Source organism: Citrobacter sp. Cpo030, from assembly GCF_030333005.1.
GTDB classification, from domain to species: Bacteria; Pseudomonadota; Gammaproteobacteria; order Enterobacterales; family Enterobacteriaceae; genus Citrobacter; species Citrobacter portucalensis.
The window spans coordinates 94,144-111,107 of sequence record NZ_JAOWGT010000066.1; the positions used below are offsets into that span (position 1 = coordinate 94,144).

Annotated in this window: 18 protein-coding genes; 4 read left to right on the top strand and 14 right to left on the bottom strand. The window is 51.3% G+C overall.

Features of this window, described 5'->3' with window-relative positions; genetic code table 11:
• Position 1: 1 nt before the first annotated feature.
• The gene (gene ulaB / locus OGY37_RS12615; protein ID WP_003025655.1) at positions 2–307 is read right to left on the bottom strand and encodes a PTS ascorbate transporter subunit IIB; all 306 of its coding nucleotides are present in this window, start codon (positions 305–307) and stop codon (positions 2–4) included.
• Between the two features lie 15 nt (positions 308–322).
• Positions 323–1,720: a PTS ascorbate transporter subunit IIC gene (ulaA, locus tag OGY37_RS12620; RefSeq protein WP_003830456.1), complete on the bottom strand. Its 1,398-nt coding sequence runs from the start codon at positions 1,718–1,720 to the stop codon at positions 323–325.
• A gap of 367 nt (positions 1,721–2,087) precedes the next feature.
• Here ulaA and ulaG point away from each other — a divergent pair, with 367 nt between their 5' ends.
• Together ulaG and ulaR are read left to right on the top strand one after the other, a co-directional pair.
• The gene (gene ulaG / locus OGY37_RS12625) at positions 2,088–3,152 is read left to right on the top strand and encodes an L-ascorbate 6-phosphate lactonase (RefSeq protein ID WP_003025649.1); all 1,065 of its coding nucleotides are present in this window, start codon (positions 2,088–2,090) and stop codon (positions 3,150–3,152) included.
• Positions 3,153–3,258: 106 nt separating this feature from the next.
• Positions 3,259–4,014, top strand: a complete 756-nt coding sequence (ulaR, locus tag OGY37_RS12630; protein WP_003025646.1) for an HTH-type transcriptional regulator UlaR — start codon at positions 3,259–3,261, stop codon at positions 4,012–4,014.
• Here ulaR and yjfP read toward each other — a convergent pair.
• Positions 4,011–4,760 carry an esterase gene (yjfP, locus tag OGY37_RS12635; RefSeq protein WP_063941654.1) on the bottom strand — a complete coding sequence of 250 codons (750 nt, stop codon included), beginning with the start codon at positions 4,758–4,760 and terminating at the stop codon, positions 4,011–4,013. The genes ulaR and yjfP overlap by 4 nt on opposite strands.
• A 181-nt stretch (positions 4,761–4,941) precedes the next feature.
• Here yjfP and bsmA point away from each other — a divergent pair, with 181 nt between their 5' ends.
• Positions 4,942–5,271 (top strand): biofilm peroxide resistance protein BsmA, encoded by a 330-nt coding sequence (bsmA, locus tag OGY37_RS12640; RefSeq protein WP_057066585.1) that lies wholly within the window; start codon positions 4,942–4,944, stop codon positions 5,269–5,271.
• A gap of 147 nt (positions 5,272–5,418) precedes the next feature.
• Entirely contained in the window at positions 5,419–5,694 is a 276-nt protein-coding gene (gene yjfN, locus OGY37_RS12645) for a DUF1471 family protease activator YjfN (RefSeq protein WP_003830465.1), read from the top strand.
• Between the two features lie 86 nt (positions 5,695–5,780).
• Here the strand turns inward: yjfN and OGY37_RS12650 are convergent, their stop codons facing one another.
• The 11 genes from OGY37_RS12650 to purA form a co-directional block, all read right to left on the bottom strand.
• Positions 5,781–7,403, bottom strand: a complete 1,623-nt coding sequence (locus OGY37_RS12650) for an isovaleryl-CoA dehydrogenase (RefSeq protein WP_149335660.1) — start codon at positions 7,401–7,403, stop codon at positions 5,781–5,783.
• An 84-nt stretch (positions 7,404–7,487) separates the two neighbouring features.
• Positions 7,488–8,654, bottom strand: coding sequence for a glutathionylspermidine synthase family protein (locus tag OGY37_RS12655; protein WP_286620961.1), 1,167 nt, complete (start codon positions 8,652–8,654; stop codon positions 7,488–7,490).
• 2 nt (positions 8,655–8,656) lie between these two features.
• Positions 8,657–9,292 (bottom strand): DUF1190 domain-containing protein, encoded by a 636-nt coding sequence (locus OGY37_RS12660; protein ID WP_003830472.1) that lies wholly within the window; start codon positions 9,290–9,292, stop codon positions 8,657–8,659.
• A gap of 9 nt (positions 9,293–9,301) precedes the next feature.
• Positions 9,302–9,700: a DUF350 domain-containing protein gene (locus OGY37_RS12665; RefSeq protein ID WP_003830474.1), complete on the bottom strand. Its 399-nt coding sequence runs from the start codon at positions 9,698–9,700 to the stop codon at positions 9,302–9,304.
• Positions 9,701–9,719: 19 nt separating this feature from the next.
• Complete coding sequence (locus OGY37_RS12670) at positions 9,720–10,379, bottom strand: YjfK family protein (RefSeq protein WP_003830476.1); 660 nt, start codon at positions 10,377–10,379, stop codon at positions 9,720–9,722.
• 56 nt (positions 10,380–10,435) lie between these two features.
• On the bottom strand, positions 10,436–11,134 hold the full coding sequence (locus OGY37_RS12675; RefSeq protein WP_126957062.1) for a PspA/IM30 family protein: 699 nt from the start codon (positions 11,132–11,134) through the stop codon (positions 10,436–10,438).
• A gap of 15 nt (positions 11,135–11,149) precedes the next feature.
• Positions 11,150–11,554 carry a YjfI family protein gene (locus OGY37_RS12680; protein ID WP_003830480.1) on the bottom strand — a complete coding sequence of 135 codons (405 nt, stop codon included), beginning with the start codon at positions 11,552–11,554 and terminating at the stop codon, positions 11,150–11,152.
• Positions 11,555–11,678: 124 nt separating this feature from the next.
• A complete protein-coding gene (rlmB, locus tag OGY37_RS12685; RefSeq protein WP_126319449.1) occupies positions 11,679–12,410 on the bottom strand; it encodes a 23S rRNA (guanosine(2251)-2'-O)-methyltransferase RlmB in 732 nt (243 codons plus the stop codon).
• Positions 12,411–12,482: 72 nt separating this feature from the next.
• The gene (gene rnr / locus OGY37_RS12690; RefSeq protein WP_126319451.1) at positions 12,483–14,945 is read right to left on the bottom strand and encodes a ribonuclease R; all 2,463 of its coding nucleotides are present in this window, start codon (positions 14,943–14,945) and stop codon (positions 12,483–12,485) included.
• A gap of 38 nt (positions 14,946–14,983) precedes the next feature.
• On the bottom strand, positions 14,984–15,409 hold the full coding sequence (nsrR, locus tag OGY37_RS12695) for a nitric oxide-sensing transcriptional repressor NsrR (protein ID WP_003830485.1): 426 nt from the start codon (positions 15,407–15,409) through the stop codon (positions 14,984–14,986).
• 216 nt (positions 15,410–15,625) lie between these two features.
• Positions 15,626–16,924 (bottom strand): adenylosuccinate synthase, encoded by a 1,299-nt coding sequence (purA, locus tag OGY37_RS12700; protein WP_003025606.1) that lies wholly within the window; start codon positions 16,922–16,924, stop codon positions 15,626–15,628.
• Between the last annotated feature and the right edge of the window lie 40 nt (positions 16,925–16,964).

Here is a 16,964-nt window from a genome sequence, read left to right on the forward strand (position 1 = left end):
CTTACTTCACGTCCTGCGGGAAATGCGCTTTGATCACTTCCAGCAGTTTTGGCCCAAAATCGGCAGGAGACAGCATGTTGCGTACGCCAACGACATATTTATTGCCAGAAACGGTAATCTCACCGGCGATATGCGTAGAGGCGATGATGATATCCGCGCCGCTCAGTTCACTTTTGTATTCACCCACGGCGCAGCTGTTTACCGTATGGTCAATATTTGACTGGGTTAAAAACTGGTCCACCTTCATTTTCATGATCATGGAACTGCCCTGCCCATTGCCACACACAGCCAGAATACGTACGGTCATAATCGGAACTCCTTATTAAGCAGAGTGTTCTGCCAGTTGTTTTTCTGCGTCTTCCTCAGCGCGCAACGTGCGTCCTGCGAAAAACATATAAGCCAGTGCAATCAGAATAATGACGGCCATAAACACAATGCCGATGGAGGCAAAGCCTTGCATCATCGGCGGTGCCAGAATTGACCAGTCCGCCATGCCCATCCAGGCGCTCATACCGGTGAGTTTCACCGCCCAAACGCAGCCGAAGATTTCGATCATCCCCATCACCAGGCAAATCTTGAGCGCCGCGCGCCAGCCGCCAAAGTGGTTAGCAAATACGCCAATGGTGGCGTTCGAGAAGAACATCGGGATAAAGCCAGGGATAATCAGGATGGAAGAGCCGCAGGCAACCAGAATACCTACCGCAATCAGTTGGCCGATGGTGCCCCACATAAAGCCCCAGACCACCGCGTTGGGGGCAAAGCTGTAAATGGCTGCGCAGTCGATAGCCAACACCGCGCCGGGGATCAGACGTTGAGAGATACCGTTGAACGCCTCTGAAAGTTCAGCAACGAACATACGTACACCCTGGGTGATGATGAAGATAGCGACAGCAAACGAAAAACCGGTTTGCAGGATATACACCGTCCAGTGGGTTTTACCCGCCATCGCCTGAACCACATCAATGCCGAAAGAGAGCAGGATCGCCCCGAAAAAGATGGTCATCACAATCGCGGTGGAAACGATGTTGTCATGGAAGATATTCAGCCAGCCTGGCAGCTTGAGATCTTCTACGCTCTCCTCTTTCTTACCCAGATACGGCGCGACTTTGTAAGCAATCCAGGAGGCGAACTGCTGCTGGTGACCGATGGAAAAACCGCAACCGTCAGTTACTTCCTGCGTCGGTTTGTACATCATATTGGAGGTAATGCCCCAGTAGAGCGACACCAGCACCGCGGTACAGATGATGGTGGTCCACATCGGGTAACCAAAGATGTAGAAAGAGACAGCAATCAGCCCCGCCTGCTGGAACATGATGTGCCCAGTCAGCATGATGGTTCGAATGCCGGTAATACGCCGTAGCAGTACGTAACAAATGTTCAGCGCCAGCGCTAACAGTACGGCGTACCCTACCCAACTGTATGCATCGCCCATTCGTTCGATGGTTGCCATCATGGAGGCATAGGTATCGGAGATCGCGCCATTGATACCGTAAACCTCAGACATCTTCGCCACCACCGGTTTAAACGTGCTGGTCAGAATGCCCGACCCTGCCTGCAATAACATAAAACCGATAATCGTTTTGATCGTGCCTTTGATAATGACGCTGACACTTTTACGCAACAGGATGTAGCCGAGGCAGGTCACAATACCCAACAGCAACGGTGCATTGGTCATGACCTGATTAAAAAAGACGGTAAAGATGTTGTAGAGGATCTCCATAACGATCTCCAGTAGACGAAGTTGCTGAACATTCATTACAGATGCCCAGGATGTTGTGCCCTCACTCTAATTTTCAAAAGTAATCACAACAAGATTGAATTTGATTAAATGTGATGAAGTACGCAAATAATTCTCTTACTTGCAGAGTGGATTTACTTCAAATTCATACTCGTCAAAATAAATTCATTTAAAACAATAAAATACAAAAATACATTTCATATAAACCATCTTGTCACGTTGTAACTTGTTCACATTTTCCCATTCAACACCAAAAATCAGCGCATTGCCTTCTTGAAAAAATGATGTCAGTATCAATCAAAACAAATCATAATTTGATTCAACTTGAACAAACATGAAGGTAATTGCGATGAGTAAAGTAAAAAGCATCACGCGTGAATCATGGATTCTGAGCACATTCCCGGAGTGGGGAAGCTGGCTCAATGAAGAGATCGAGCAGGAACAGGTCGCACCTGGCACTTTCGCTATGTGGTGGCTTGGCTGTACCGGTATTTGGCTAAAGTCTGAAGGCGGAACTAACGTCTGCGTCGATTTCTGGTGCGGTACGGGTAAACAGAGTCACGGTAACCCGCTGATGAAAACCGGTCACCAGATGCAACGCATGGCGGGCGTGAAGAAGCTGCAGCCAAACCTGCGCACCACGCCGTTTGTTCTTGATCCGTTTGCCATTCGTCAGATCGATGCGGTGCTGGCCACGCACGATCATAACGATCACATCGACGTAAATGTTGCGGCAGCCGTCATGCAGAACTGTGCCGACGACGTGCCGTTTATTGGACCGCAGACTTGTGTGGATCTGTGGATCGGTTGGGGTGTACCAAAAGAGCGCTGCATCGTGGTAAAACCTGGCGATGTGGTGAAAGTGAAAGATATTGAAATTCATGCGCTTGATGCGTTTGATCGTACGGCATTGATCACGCTTCCTGCCGATCAAAAAGCGGCAGGCGTGCTGCCGGATGGTATGGATGCCCGCGCCGTAAACTATCTGTTCAAAACGCCGGGCGGTACGCTTTATCACAGTGGTGATTCACACTACTCCAACTACTATGCAAAGCATGGCAATGAGCACCAGATCGACGTCGCGCTCGGATCCTACGGCGAGAACCCACGGGGTATTACGGACAAAATGACCAGTTCCGACATGCTGCGTATGGCGGAGGCCCTGAATACAAAAGTGGTGATCCCTTTCCATCACGATATCTGGTCAAACTTCCAGGCCGATCCTCAGGAGATCCGCGTACTTTGGGAGATGAAAAAAGATCGGCTGAAGTATGGCTTTAAGCCTTTTATCTGGCAGGTGGGTGGCAAGTTCACCTGGCCGCTGGACAAAGATAACTTTGAATATCACTATCCGCGCGGCTTTGACGACTGCTTCACGATTGAACCGGATTTACCGTTTAAATCGTTCTTGTGATCCACACAAAATGCCGGGCCATCCCGGCATTTTTTCCCATTTACTTTAGTATTTCCAGGCTATTTCAAATATCATCTTTTCAAATCAATTTGTATCGGAATAGCTCATGACTGAAGCACAAAGACATCAAATACTGCTGGATATGCTGGCGCAGTTGGGCTTTGTTACCGTTGAGAACGTGATTGAGCGTCTGGGGATTTCACCCGCCACAGCACGCCGGGACATCAACAAACTCGATGAAAGCGGCAAACTCAAGAAAGTCCGCAACGGCGCAGAAGCTATTACCCAGCAGCGACCGCGCTGGACGCCAATGAATCTGCACCAGGCACAGAACCACGATGAAAAAGTTCGCATTGCCAAGGCGGCATCCCAGCTTGTGAATGCAGGTGAAAGCGTGGTGATCAACTGCGGATCGACCGCCTTTCTGCTGGGTCGCGAAATGTGCGGCAAGCCGGTGCAGATCATCACTAATTATCTGCCGCTGGCGAACTATCTGATCGACCAGGAGCATGACAGCGTGATCATCATGGGAGGGCAATATAACAAAAGCCAATCCATCACGCTTAGCCCGCAAGGCAGTGAAAATAGCCTGTATGCCGGGCACTGGATGTTCACCAGTGGCAAAGGGTTGACCGCGGACGGACTGTATAAAACGGATATGCTGACCGCGATGGCCGAGCAGAAGATGCTTAACGTGGTGGGCAAACTGGTGGTACTGGTCGATAGCAGTAAAGTCGGTGAACGTGCGGGAATGCTGTTCAGTCGCGCCGACCAAATCGACATGCTGATTACTGGCAAAAATGCAAACCCTGAGATTCTGCAACAGCTTGAAGCTCAGGGCGTGAGCATTATGCGCGTTTAAAGGTGCTGGCGGAAAAACGTCACTGTTGCGGCCAACGCTTCTGGCGTGATGCGATGTCGTACGCCCGCTTCCCACAGGCAGGTCAGATTGTTGTCCAAACCTGCCTGAATCAGCGCTTGCTGTAAGCGGAAGGTTTCAACAGCCGGTACAACATCATCATCCTGTCCATGCCACAGCAGCAACGGCCTGTCAGCGAGGCGTGGTAACTGATGCGTAACATCCCATTCGGCAAGCGGGGCGATAACGGCATCAAATTCCGCCTGCTGCTCTGGGGTCTGAACCAGTAAAGGGGGAAAAAGCGTCTGCGCAAGCCGGGTAAAATAGCCTGAACCCATCAGGCTGGCTACACATTTAACCTCAGGATGGCGCGCCATTATGCCCAATGCTGTCATTCCCCCCATCGACGCCCCACCGACGGCAAGCCGCTCATCTGAAAGCCAATTTTCCGCCTCCAGCGCCGCACGTAACGTCGTAAACTCCTGCATATTTTGCTGCAAAATATGCCAGAAGCGGCGCATTCGCACCCTGGCATCGCTTTTGAAGCGAGCGCCATGGTCGGGCGCATCTGGCATGACGACACGGAACCCGGCCTGAGCCAGCGCAACGGCAAAATAGCTGTAAACCAGGCTTGAAGAGGTAAACCCGTGATAGAAGATAACACAAGGGAGTGAACATTCGCGTTTGCCAGCCGGAACGGCGTGCAGGACAGGTATACCCGCCAACTGTCGTGTTTCAATTTCGATCATTTGTCGCCTCTTTCTTTCTGGTATGCCATGCAGCAATACTTAACGCAAGCGAATGTGTTCGGCAATGATTCATAATGTTGAGAACTGGGTTACGCTTTCGCAACATTTTCATTCGAAAATCGCGTGAGAGATAACAATTCGGGAACATTCCCCTAAAGGGAAATTAATAAGGCACTACACTATGGCTATCAGGAAACGAGATAGAGTTATGCGTCGGTTTGCCTCTTTGTTGTTGGTTATGTTTTTAAGCGCCTGTAGCGTGCTACAGGGAACGCCGCAACCCGCACCGCCCGTTGCCGACCACCCGCAGGAGATCCGCCGTGACCAGAGTAATGGGTTACAGCGATTAGGGACGGTTAGCGCGCTGGTAAGAGGCTCTCCGGATGATGCGCTGGCAGAGATCCGTGCCAAAGCCGCCGCGGCTAAAGCTGATTACTACGTGGTTTTATTAGTGGATGAAACTATCGTGACAGGCCAATGGTATTCACAGGCTATTTTGTATCGTAAATAACATTGGGTTGAAATTTAGTCAGCTTTACATTGCTTTGCGCCCCTATGCGTTTACCTGTGCACAATAAACCAACAGCAGGAAGCTTGAGGTTTATTATCGCGATGGAATGCCCTGCCGTGTGTAGGGGTACGAATAATGGAGCTGACGATGAAACAATCACTTGCCTTATCCTCACTGCTGCTTTCTGCCGGACTGGTAGGTACTACGGCGCAGTCTGCCGAATTCGCCAGTGCTGACTGTGTTACTGGCCTGAACGAAATTGGCCAGATATCTGTCAGTAACATTGCAGGAAATCCGCAGGATGTAGAACGTGTTGTCGCGTTAAAAGCGGATGAACAAGGTGCCTCATGGTATCGGATCATTCAAATGTACGAAGATCAGCAACCCGACAACTGGCGCGTACAGGCCATACTCTATGCTTAACACATTGCCGGATGGCGTAAACTTATCTGACCTACAGTGAACTGTAGACATGATAAGACGCGAAAGCGTCGCCATCAGGCATATTATTACCGTAATCCCCCCGTTGCCCGCAGAAGCAAATCGTTCAGCACCTGCTCAGACAATCGTAGTCCCCCCCGCGTATCAAGCATAATTTGGCACCAGGCCTGCGCCACTGGTGGAGAGGCATAGCGCAACATCTGCGCTCCGCAACCAAGCAGGAAAAGCTGCTGCGTAATCTCCCGCCCCAATGCCTCGCTGGGTTTACGTAAACGCTGCTGGAGCTGACGCACCATTCGATCGTAATGTCGGTCTTGCCCTTTGACTTCCGCAAAGGCTTCACTGAGCATCTCGTATATGCCGGGTTGTTTGGTTAGTACCCGCAATACATCAAGGCACATAATGTTGCCAGAGCCTTCCCAGATACTGTTTACCGGCATTTCACGATACAAACGCGGCAGCTCGCTCTCCTCGCAATAGCCAATCCCACCCAGCACTTCCATCGCTTCTGCCACAAATGGCATACCGCTTTTGCAAACGGAGAATTTCGCCGCTGGCGTGAACAACCTGGCCCACAGCGCTTCTTTAGCATCAGCACGACGGTCCCAGGCCCGCGCCAGTCGAAACAGTAACGCCGTTTGACCTTCCAGTTGGAGCGCCATCCGACCTAACACTTGGCGCATCATCGGTTGTTCAATCAATGGCTTGCCAAAAACTTGCCGCTGGTGAGCATGGTAAATCGCGACGGAAAAAGCACGTCGCATCATACCGTGACTGCCGAGCGCACAGTCAAAACGCGTCATCCCCCCCATTTTCAGGATATGGCGTATACCTTCCCCTTCTTCACCCAATAGCCAGCCAATCGCATCGTGGAATTCAACCTCGCAGCTGGCGTTGGAGCGGTTGCCTAACTTATCTTTCAATCGCTCAAGACGGATAGCATTACGCTGCCCGTCAGGTAAAAATCGCGGCACAAAAAAGCAGGATAATCCTCCCTTAGCCTGGGCCAGCACTAAATGGGCATCGCTTTGCGGCACGGAGAAAAACCACTTATGTCCCACCAGCCGATACGAGCCGTCAGCAAGACGTTCTGCCTGAGTGGTATTGCTCAGCACATCTGAACCACCCTGCTTCTCGGTCATGCCCATGCCGATAAGCAGCCCACGCTTTTGCCCTCCGGGCAGTAAATGCGAGTCATAACGGTCGCTTAGCAGCGGCGTAAGCCAGTCGTGAAAGGGGGCGGGTAACATTTGAAGTAACAGCGGCGTGGCGGCAAAAGTCATGGTCACCGGACACAACGTGCCAGCTTCAACCTGCGCATGCAGCATGAAACGCGCGGCCCGTGCAACAAATGTTCCCTGCCTCGCATCTTCTTCCCAGGCCAGATTATGTACGCGGTTGGCGCACAATCCCTGCATCAGCAAATGCCAGGCTGGATGAAAACGCACATCATCCAGCCGCTGCCCCTGCGGGTCGTAGCGCAACAGTTCAGGTGGAAAAGCATTGGCCAGACGGCCCAGTTCGAGCGACTCGGCAGTCCCTAGCTGCTGACCAATACTGGCGAGAAGATCGCTGTCCCAACCAGCGCCTTCGCGGATAACCGCTTCGCACAGCGCGCCATCGGACAAATATAAGTTACTGTTATTGAGCGGTACAGGTTGGTTAAAAACGGTATGCGTTTGCCAGTGCATTGTGTCTCCCTCCGTCAATGGCCGTCGCTTTAAGTATGGTCAGAACCACATTATTCGCGACGGAGGGAGATCACAAAAGTACGGTTAGCCAGCAATATAATGAGGAATAAAACGAGAAGTATCTTTAGTGATCAAAGTATTATCCTCGCGGATCCCCATACCACAGGCTTCATCATCCACGATCCAGCTACCGATCAACGTGTAGCTGTCGCCAAAGCGCGGTAATGGCTGAAATGCCTGATAGATCATCGGTTCTTCGGCGTAATCACCCTCGGCATGCTCAACGACCTGCTGCTGACCATCAAAAATGGTGACATTTCCCCCTTCACGGGAAAATATCGGTTTGCGTACATAGCTTTCACCAGCTGCAATTTGTGGTGTTTCACCGTCAAACCAGGCGGGCAGCAGGTTGGGATGGTTGGGAAAAAATCGCCACAGCAATGGCATCAGCCCTTTATTGCTGAGTACGCTCTTCCATAACGGCTCAACCCACTGTTCGCGGCGATGGCGCAGCAAGGGGCCATTTTCATCTCGCATCATCCACTCCAGGGGATAGAGCTTAAAGGCGCGACGAATGACGTTATCATCCAGGTCCGTGAGAACACCGCCAACGCCAAGCCCCAGATCTTCGACGTAAATAAACCGTGACTCTTGCCCCGCCTGCTGTGCGCAATCCTGTAAATACAGCACCGTGGTACGATCTTCGTCAGTATCTTCGCAGCAGCAAAAATAGAAGGGCTCCGGGCTATAAAGCTCAGCAAAACGGGAGATTAGCCGCTCCTGAATGGCGTTGTACTGGTCGGCGTCGCGTGTGATCACCCCGCTGCGACGCGCATCTTCCAGCCATAGCCACTGGAAATACGCTGACTCATAAAGCGACGTTGGTGTATCCGCGTTGTACTCCAGCAGCTTGACCGGGGCGTTATTTCCGCACCAGACAAAATCCATGCGGCCGTACAGGGAGGGATCGCGATTGCGCCAGCTTTCGGCAATAACGTCCCAATACAGCGGCGGGATCGCCAGTTGCTGCATAATCTGTTCGTCGTTAACTGCTCGTTCGACGACATCCAGACACATCTGGTGCAGTTCCGCAGTGGGTTTTTCGATCTGCTCTTCCACTTGCCGGAGCGTAAAGCGGTAAGCCCGGCTCTCATCCCAGTAAATCTCGTTATCGATAAGATGAAAATCAAAGCCGTGATCGTAGGCGATCCGGTCCAAATCCTGACGAACAGGGACATCATGTCGCAGCATCGTTAACCTCCCCAGTGCCCACGCGCGCTGGACGAACGCCCGTAGCCGCCGCGTGAAACCGTCGAGACTTTCTTCGTCGTATAACTATGGCTGGTTGCAGTATCATGTTTTCCACTACCGGAACGCCAACTGTAATCCCCGGAAGTTGTACGCCAGACCGGGCGCGAAGCATAGGAAGAACCGCCGCTGCTATAAACATATTGTTCGTCGCGATTTTTGCGAATGACGCGGCTGAGTAAAAAACCGGAGAATATCGGCACCCAGCTTTGATCGATGCTGTCGAGATAACAGTCGCCAAACTGTGTCTGACAGCTCTGCTTGCTCATTTGCTTTGGCAGGTTAGAGTAGAACTCTGCTTTCGCATTGTTCCAGCCATCGGCACAAACGGTGGCGCTATTGCCATCGTCAATACATTCACTCACCGCGGAGTAAAAGGTACCATCACCATCGTTATTGCCGTCATCAGCACATCCTTTGAGGACAAAAAATGCCGCTCCGCCCATAATGGCCAGCGTCAGGTATTTTCCACTGTAACGGCTGCGTTTTCTTGCAAAGGGGTTCGCCGGACGCCCAATTCGCGTGATGGCAGAATGCCCTTGCCCCCTGTTTTTGTTTCCGGATTTACGTTTTCTTGCCATGATCGTCCATTACCATGTCATGCAGGCGGCGTTAAAAATACCCCCCGCCAGGGCAGCGGTCCCCATAAATAATCCCGCTGCAGTATTATGATTAATAATTTTTTCACTCAGTGCCGGCATGTATAAACGCACACCGCCGTAAATGACGAGTTGTATCACCAGCGCGATGCCGCCCCAGGCGAAATAATCCGGAATACTGACGGCGTTAATTGCCGCGCTGGATAACGGAATAACGTAGCCCAGCAACGTGCCGCTAAAGGCCAGTGACGCTGCTGTATTATTATTTTTAATCAGTTGCCATTCATTGTGCGGCGTAATTTTTGAGTATATAAACAGAAAAACGATCACCATGGCTGCGCCAATAAAAAAATAGGCGCAAAAAGCCAGCAATGAATCCAGTATGTGCATTGTGTAACCTTCCCTGAAATTAACCAATTACATTAAGTGATGTTAATGGAATATCTACACCCAGCGCCCGCGAGAATACCCATTCAGGCTCTCCCAGCTCATTAAACGATTCTTCACCGTTCAACAGCAGGTATTCCCAGGTATCATCTGTAACCTGCCGCTGATAGCCCATGGTAAAATTATGTACATTCCATATGGCATGCTGATGATTTTCTACTTTTTCCAGCATATAAACCGGCTCAATATTCCCCGGTTCTTCCTCGTTAAAAAAGCGTTGCCAGCGCTCTTCCTGCCAGCTCAGCGTCGGCGTCCCTATTACGGACGGGCTAATGGCAGACTGCCAGTGTTTTTTCTGCGAAATCCCGTAACTTTCCGCATAAACAAAGAATTTGATATCGTCGATATCATCGATGTCTGAGCCGCCCGTGGTATTGATTTGCAGAAACTCTTCTCCGGACGTGTAGTAGCGAAAAATCTGGCTTCCGCCGCCTAAATCAATGTGGCTGGCGGCTGCAACGGTGTACTCCTCACCAGGCAATTCGATCAATAGTGACTCTTCAAGCAGACGAAATGCCAGCGTGTTAAGCGTAAAACCAGCATTCAGATGTAACCCTAACGGCCCGCGAGCTGGCGCAACAGCAGCCTCTTTACCGAATAAGCGCTGGAAAAAACTCATCATGATTTTCCCTTAATGATCTGCCAGCCTTCTTTCGAGGCTGGCGCATTTCACGACGTTTACTCGCCTTGCTGACGCTGCAGTCGTGCCAGTACATCCTGAGCCGAACTTTTATTGCTCGCCCCAATGCCGGCTTCGGCCAGCTTCTCATCCAGGTCACGCCCATCCGCAACCTTTTCCAGCTGCGCAGCGGCATCCAGACGGGCCTGACGCTCAGCCTGTCGCGTTTGCAAACGCTTGAGCGACTCTGCGGCTGTAGACACACTCGAAGACGCGCCTACGGTCGAGGTAGTCACTGCCTGCTGGGCGCGCTGCATCGCTTCCGTCGCCTTTACCACCTCAAGCTGCTGTTCAAACTGTGCAATCCGTTGTGCGGTTGCACTCACCGCTTTTTCAACGCCATCCCGCGACACTTCAAGGTTAGCGAGTACTTGCTCTTCTGCAGCAATGACATTCTCTAAGCGGGCAATTTCTTCTGCAACTTCGTTGATTAGTGACGGGTTAGCGTTTTTACTCAGCGCTTCCAACACTCGTGTTTCCAGACTAGATTTACGCTCACGCAGATCGTTCAACTTGTCATTACTCAGCCTCACGCGCGCCAGCAAGTCTACTCGTGATTTTCCGGCTTTATCCAGCTCACCTTTCGCATCACGGATATGCTGCTCCAGCATGCGGACCCCCTGCGCTTCTTCAATTGACTCTTCCGCCTGAGAAAGTACGGACTTGCCGAGGGTAAACAGGCTTTTTAAAATTCCCATAAATAGCGTTCCTTGTTATTCGTGAGTGTATTCTTCAGTGATTTCAGCCAGATCTAGCGCGTTTTCCGCAAGCGTAGTCATCTCCAGCACTACATCATCCAGTGATGAATTAAGCGAAAGTGCTCCAAATGCGACGTAATATTCATCCTGCTGAACGCGAGAAATCCCCACGGAAGACAGAGGAAGGAGTTTCTGATTACGTAATAAGAAAATATTGAATTCATTTTGCTGATTAATACTGCAGACAGGACAAATAACTGTTTCAATAATTATCTGGCGGGATGTGAATAAAATACCGAGTGATAAATCACCATAATCATTCATTTTGATAATTAATGATTGCTCGTTATATTCAATATCTATATTTAATTCAGGAAGAGTTTGTACTGCTTCAGCAAGCAACTGCGGAGTCCATGCCATATATTATCCATATATAATTTAATTAGAAATAAATGAAATGAATATCATTTTCTACCCTTTATCATACTCGTTTAAAATAAAAAAAAGCCACCCGAATCCGGGTGACTTAGTCTGAAAAATAAGTTTAACCGCGCTGGCGGACGGCTTCAAACAGGCAGATACCCGTCGCAACTGAAACGTTCAATGACGAAACGCTCCCTGCCATCGGGATGCTGATCAGTTCGTCACAGTGTTCGCGGGTCAGACGGCGCATACCTTCACCCTCTGCGCCCATCACCAGCGCCAGACGACCGGTCATTTTGCTCTGATAGAGAGTATGGTCGGCTTCACCTGCGGTTCCGACGATCCAGATATTCTCTTCCTGCAGCATACGCATGGTGCGCGCCAGGTTGGTCACGCGGATCAGCGGTACGCTTTCTGCCGCACCACAGGCCACTTTTTTCGCCGTCGCATTCAACTGTGCGGAACGATCCTTCGGTACGATTACAGCATGTACGCCAGCGGCATCGGCGCTACGCAGGCATGCGCCCAGGTTATGCGGATCGGTGACGCCATCGAGGATCAATAAGAACGGCTGATCGAGCGTAGCAATCAGATCCGGCAGATCGTTTTCCTGATACTGACGGCCCGGCTTCACGCGAGCAATAATCCCCTGATGTACCGCACCCTCGCTTTTCTCATCCAGAAACTGACGGTTAGCCAGTTGAATGACAACACCCTGTGCTTCCAGTGCGTGGATCAGCGGCAGCAGGCGTTTATCTTCACGACCTTTGAGAATAAAGACGTCCTGGAAGCGCTCAGGCGCACGTTCCAGCAGGGCCTGCACCGCATGGATGCCGTAAATCATTTCACTCATGAATGTACTCGTTAATAGTTTATGCGTAACGCCGGGCAACGCGAAGGTTGCCCGACTTACAGTCTATGGCTGTTATTGTGCGACTTTCTTTTTCGCCGCACGTTTAGCTTTAGTGGCGGCAGCAATTTTAAGCGTTTTTGCCGAGGGCTTTTTCGCTTTTTTATCGCCTTTCTTCTCAGCCGCATTCTTTTCCGCCTGAGGTTTGGCTCTGCCTTTCTTCTCGCCGCGGAAAGCGCTGTCCGGCTCGAAATTCACCTTTTTGCCCATCTGACGACGTTTACCGGTATTTTTACCCGCATCGCCTTTTTTGGCTTTTTCGCGGGCGGTTTTACCTTCATTACGCGGCGCACGTTCGCTGGAGATCAAGCTGAAGTCGATCTTACGCTCGTCCATGTTGACTGCTTCCACGCGAACTTCCACGCGATCGCCCAGGCGATACATCTGGCCGCTGGATTCCCCCGTCAGGCGCTGCCCAACCTGGTCGAAACGATAGTAGTCGTTATCCAGAGAGGAGACATGCACCAGACCATCGATAAACAGTTCATCGAGACGGACAAAGAAACCAAATCCGGTCACGCTGGCAATCACGCCTTTGAAGACATTACCCACCTGGTCCAGCATGAAGTCGCACTTCAGCCAGTCAGAGACATCGCGCGTGGCTTCATCAGCACGGCGCTCGGCCATCGAACAGTGCTGACCCAGTTGCAGCATCTCTTCCATCGAATAATGGTAGCCACCGGTTTCCGTGGTGTTGCCCTTATGGCCCTGCTCCTGCGCCAGCAGATACTTAATCGCCCGGTGCAAGGAGAGATCCGGGTAACGACGGATCGGTGAAGTAAAGTGCGCATAAGATTGCAACGCCAGGCCAAAGTGACCACGGTTTTCCGGATCGTAAATCGCCTGCTTCATCGAACGCAGCAGCATGGTTTGCAGCATTTCTGCGTCAGGACGGTCAGCAATCGACTCCAGCAGTTCAGCGTAATCACGCGGCTCAGGTTTGTTGCCACCAGGCAGCTCCAGCCCCAGCTCTGCCAGGACGGAACGGAACGAGTTAATCGCTTCGGTCGTCGGCTTATCGTGAATACGGAACAGCGCTGGCTCTTTGGCTTTCTCAACGAATCGTGCCGCGGAGATGTTCGCCATGATCATGCACTCTTCAATCAGCTTGTGCGCGTCGTTACGCTGCGTCTGCTCGATACGCTCGATACGGCGTTCAGCATTGAAGATAAACTTCGCTTCTTCACTCTCAAACGAGATACCGCCACGCTCTTCACGGGCTTTATCCAGCACTTTGTAGAGGTTATGCAGCTCTTCAATGTGTTTAACCAGCGGTGCGTACTGCTCACGCAGCTCCTGGTCGCCCTGCAGCATGTGCCAGACCTTAGTGTAGGTCAGACGTGCGTGGGAACTCATGACCGCTTCGTAGAATTTAAAGCCGGTTAAACGGCCTTTCGACGAAATGGTCATTTCACAGACCATACACAACCTGTCCACCTGCGGGTTGAGTGAACACAATCCGTTAGACAGCACTTCCGGCAGCATCGGAACAACCTGCGACGGGAAGTAAACGGATGTGCCACGGCTACGAGCTTCCTGGTCCAGCGGAGTCGGCGGGCGAACGTAATAGCTTACGTCAGCAATCGCCACCCATAAACGCCAACCACCGCCGCGTTTCTTCTCGCAATAAACCGCATCGTCGAAGTCGCGCGCATCTTCGCCATCGATAGTCACCAGCGGCAGATCGCGCAGATCGACACGTCCTACTTTCGCCTCTTCCGGCACTTCTTCTTTCAGTCCGGCGACCTGTTTCTCAACCGCCTGAGGCCAGATATATGGGATTTCATGAGTACGCAGGGCCATATCAACGGCCATGCTGGTTCCCATGTTGTCACCCAGCACTTCAACAATTTTACCCACCGCTTTGGTGCGGCGAGTCGGGCGCTGGGTCAGCTCAACCACGACCACAAAACCCATACGAGCGCCCATTACCTCTTCCGGCGGGATCAGGATATCGAAGCTCAGGCGGCTGTCGTCTGGGACGACAAACCCAACACCAGCATCGGTGAAGTAGCGGCCGACAATCTGGCTGGTTTTCGGCACCAGTACGCGCACAATACGCGCTTCGCGGCGACCTTTACGGTCCGCGCCCAACGGCTGCGCCAGCACCTGATCGCCATGAATGCAGGTTTTCATCTGCTCGCTGGACAGATACAGGTCATCTTTGCGGCCTTCAACGCGCAGAAAGCCGTAGCCATCACGGTGGCCAATAACGGTACCTTTCAGCAGGTCGAGACGCTCCGGCAGCGCATAGCATTGACGACGGGTGAAGACCAGTTGTCCGTCACGCTCCATCGCGCGCAGGCGACGACGCAGCGCTTCTTGCTGCTCTTCACCTTCAATATTGAGTTCAGCGGCCAGCTCATCGCGGTTGGCCGGCTTTTCACGTTTAGTTAAATGTTCGAGGATAAATTCCCGGCTCGGGATAGGATTCGCGTATTTTTCTGCTTCGCGTTCCTGGAAAGGATCTTGTGACATGTCGGTTCCTCCGTCATCATCGCTGCTGGCGGGAGTCGTTACTCCACCAGCAATAATTTATAAAGCGGTTGATTCTTTTCAACCAAATCAGCAAGTGTGTAGTTGTCCAGTTCCGTGAGAAAACTTTGCACTGCTTTAGAAAGCGCCTGTTTGAGTCTACAGGCTGGGGTAATATGGCAAAACTCGCTGCTACAGTTGACCAACGATAAGGGTTCCAGCTCGCGAACCACATCACCAATACCAATATCCTTAGCGGGTTTACCCAGGCGGATACCGCCATTTTTTCCTCGAATAGCAGTAACAAAGCCCGCCCGGCTAAGTTGATTGATTATTTTGACCATATGATTACGGGACACGCCGTAGACTTCTGTCACCTCAGAAATACTGGTCATACGTCCTTCGGGAAGTGACGCCATGTAGATTAGCGCACGTAATCCGTAATCGGTGAAACTTGTTAACTGCACATCAACCTCAGGAAAAGGGATAAAACGGATAAACCTGGTAGTATTAATTACATTGATGATAAACCAGCCACCAGCCAGGTCGCTAATTTATTTCAGTTCGGGAAGGAAAAAAGCGAGGAACTTACGTGATTTTAAGCCGGATTCTGATGCAAAGCACCTTATCCGGCCTAAATTAGTGCAAGCGCAGCGCCGTTTGACGCTACGCTATAACCAGAATTATGCGTCGAACGGGTCGCGCAGGATCATGGTTTCAGTACGGTCTGGGCCAGTTGAGATAATATCAATCGGCACACCGGTCAGTTCTTCAATACGCTTGATGTAGTTCAGCGCTGCCTGCGGCAGACCGCTACGTTCCTTCACGCCGAAGGTGGATTCAGACCAACCCGGCATGGTTTCGTAAATCGGCTCGATACCTTTCCAGTCGTCAGCTGCCAGCGGAGTAGTCGTTACTTCGCGGCCATCCGGCATACGGTAAGCAACACAGATTTTCACCTCTTTCAAACCGTCCAGTACGTCCAGTTTGGTCAGGCAGAAGCCAGACAGGGAGTTAATCTGTACTGCACGGCGTACAGCAACGGAATCCAGCCAACCGGTACGACGACGACGACCGGTGGTCGCGCCATACTCGTTACCTTGTTTGCACAGGAACTCGCCAACGTCATCAAACAGCTCTGTCGGGAACGGACCCGCACCTACACGAGTAGAGTAAGCTTTGATGATACCCAGAACGTAGTCCACATAACGTGGACCCAGGCCGGAGCCGGTTGCCACGCCACCTGCGGTGGTGTTGGAGGACGTTACGTACGGATAGGTACCGTGGTCGATATCCAGCAGCGTACCCTGCGCACCTTCAAACATGACGAAATCGCCACGCTTACGCGCCTGGTCCAGCAGATCGGAAACATCAACAACCATTGAGGTCAGGATGTCGGCGATAGCCATCACATCATCCAGCACTTTCTGGTAGTCAACTGCTTCAACTTTATAGAAATTCACCAGCTGGAAGTTGTGATATTCCATCACTTCTTTCAGTTTTTCAGCGAAAGTTGCTTTATCAAACAGATCGCCAACACGCAGACCGCGACGAGCTACTTTGTCTTCATAAGCTGGACCGATACCACGACCGGTAGTACCGATCGCTTTCTCGCCACGCGCTTTCTCACGAGCGTTATCCAACGCAACGTGATAATCAAGGATCAGCGGACAAGCTTCAGACAGCAGCAGGCGCTCGCGAACCGGGATACCACGATCTTCCAGTCCTTTCATTTCTTTCATCAGCGCGGACGGAGACAGAACAACACCGTTACCGATGATGCTGATTACGTTTTCGCGAAGAATGCCTGATGGAATAAGATGGAGGACGGTTTTTTCACCGTTGATTACGAGAGTATGGCCTGCGTTGTGACCACCCTGGTAGCGCACAACATATTTAGCCCGTTCAGTCAGAAGATCGACGATCTTCCCTTTACCTTCGTCACCCCATTGGGTGCCCAGTACGACGACGTTGTTACCCATTTTTCAAAATCACCGTTTGCTTAAAAATGGATTCTACCAC

What these genes read in the sequence shown, in the direction of transcription:
- ulaR (WP_003025646.1), top strand. Translation starts at nt 3,259, where the DNA reads ATGACTGAAGCACAAAGACATCAAATACTGCTGGATATGCTGGCGCAG.
- OGY37_RS12655 (WP_286620961.1), bottom strand. Translation starts at nt 8,654, where the DNA reads ATGCTGCGACATGATGTCCCTGTTCGTCAGGATTTGGACCGGATCGCC.
- rnr (WP_126319451.1), bottom strand. Translation starts at nt 14,945, where the DNA reads ATGTCACAAGATCCTTTCCAGGAACGCGAAGCAGAAAAATACGCGAAT.
- yjfN (WP_003830465.1), top strand. Translation starts at nt 5,419, where the DNA reads ATGAAACAATCACTTGCCTTATCCTCACTGCTGCTTTCTGCCGGACTG.
- OGY37_RS12675 (WP_126957062.1), bottom strand. Translation starts at nt 11,134, where the DNA reads ATGGGAATTTTAAAAAGCCTGTTTACCCTCGGCAAGTCCGTACTTTCT.
- purA (WP_003025606.1), bottom strand. Translation starts at nt 16,924, where the DNA reads ATGGGTAACAACGTCGTCGTACTGGGCACCCAATGGGGTGACGAAGGT.
- OGY37_RS12665 (WP_003830474.1), bottom strand. Translation starts at nt 9,700, where the DNA reads ATGCACATACTGGATTCATTGCTGGCTTTTTGCGCCTATTTTTTTATT.
- OGY37_RS12660 (WP_003830472.1), bottom strand. Translation starts at nt 9,292, where the DNA reads ATGGCAAGAAAACGTAAATCCGGAAACAAAAACAGGGGGCAAGGGCAT.
- ulaB (WP_003025655.1), bottom strand. Translation starts at nt 307, where the DNA reads ATGACCGTACGTATTCTGGCTGTGTGTGGCAATGGGCAGGGCAGTTCC.
- yjfP (WP_063941654.1), bottom strand. Translation starts at nt 4,760, where the DNA reads ATGATCGAAATTGAAACACGACAGTTGGCGGGTATACCTGTCCTGCAC.
- OGY37_RS12680 (WP_003830480.1), bottom strand. Translation starts at nt 11,554, where the DNA reads ATGGCATGGACTCCGCAGTTGCTTGCTGAAGCAGTACAAACTCTTCCT.
- bsmA (WP_057066585.1), top strand. Translation starts at nt 4,942, where the DNA reads ATGGCTATCAGGAAACGAGATAGAGTTATGCGTCGGTTTGCCTCTTTG.
- OGY37_RS12670 (WP_003830476.1), bottom strand. Translation starts at nt 10,379, where the DNA reads ATGATGAGTTTTTTCCAGCGCTTATTCGGTAAAGAGGCTGCTGTTGCG.
- OGY37_RS12650 (WP_149335660.1), bottom strand. Translation starts at nt 7,403, where the DNA reads ATGCACTGGCAAACGCATACCGTTTTTAACCAACCTGTACCGCTCAAT.
- ulaG (WP_003025649.1), top strand. Translation starts at nt 2,088, where the DNA reads ATGAGTAAAGTAAAAAGCATCACGCGTGAATCATGGATTCTGAGCACA.
- rlmB (WP_126319449.1), bottom strand. Translation starts at nt 12,410, where the DNA reads ATGAGTGAAATGATTTACGGCATCCATGCGGTGCAGGCCCTGCTGGAA.
- ulaA (WP_003830456.1), bottom strand. Translation starts at nt 1,720, where the DNA reads ATGGAGATCCTCTACAACATCTTTACCGTCTTTTTTAATCAGGTCATG.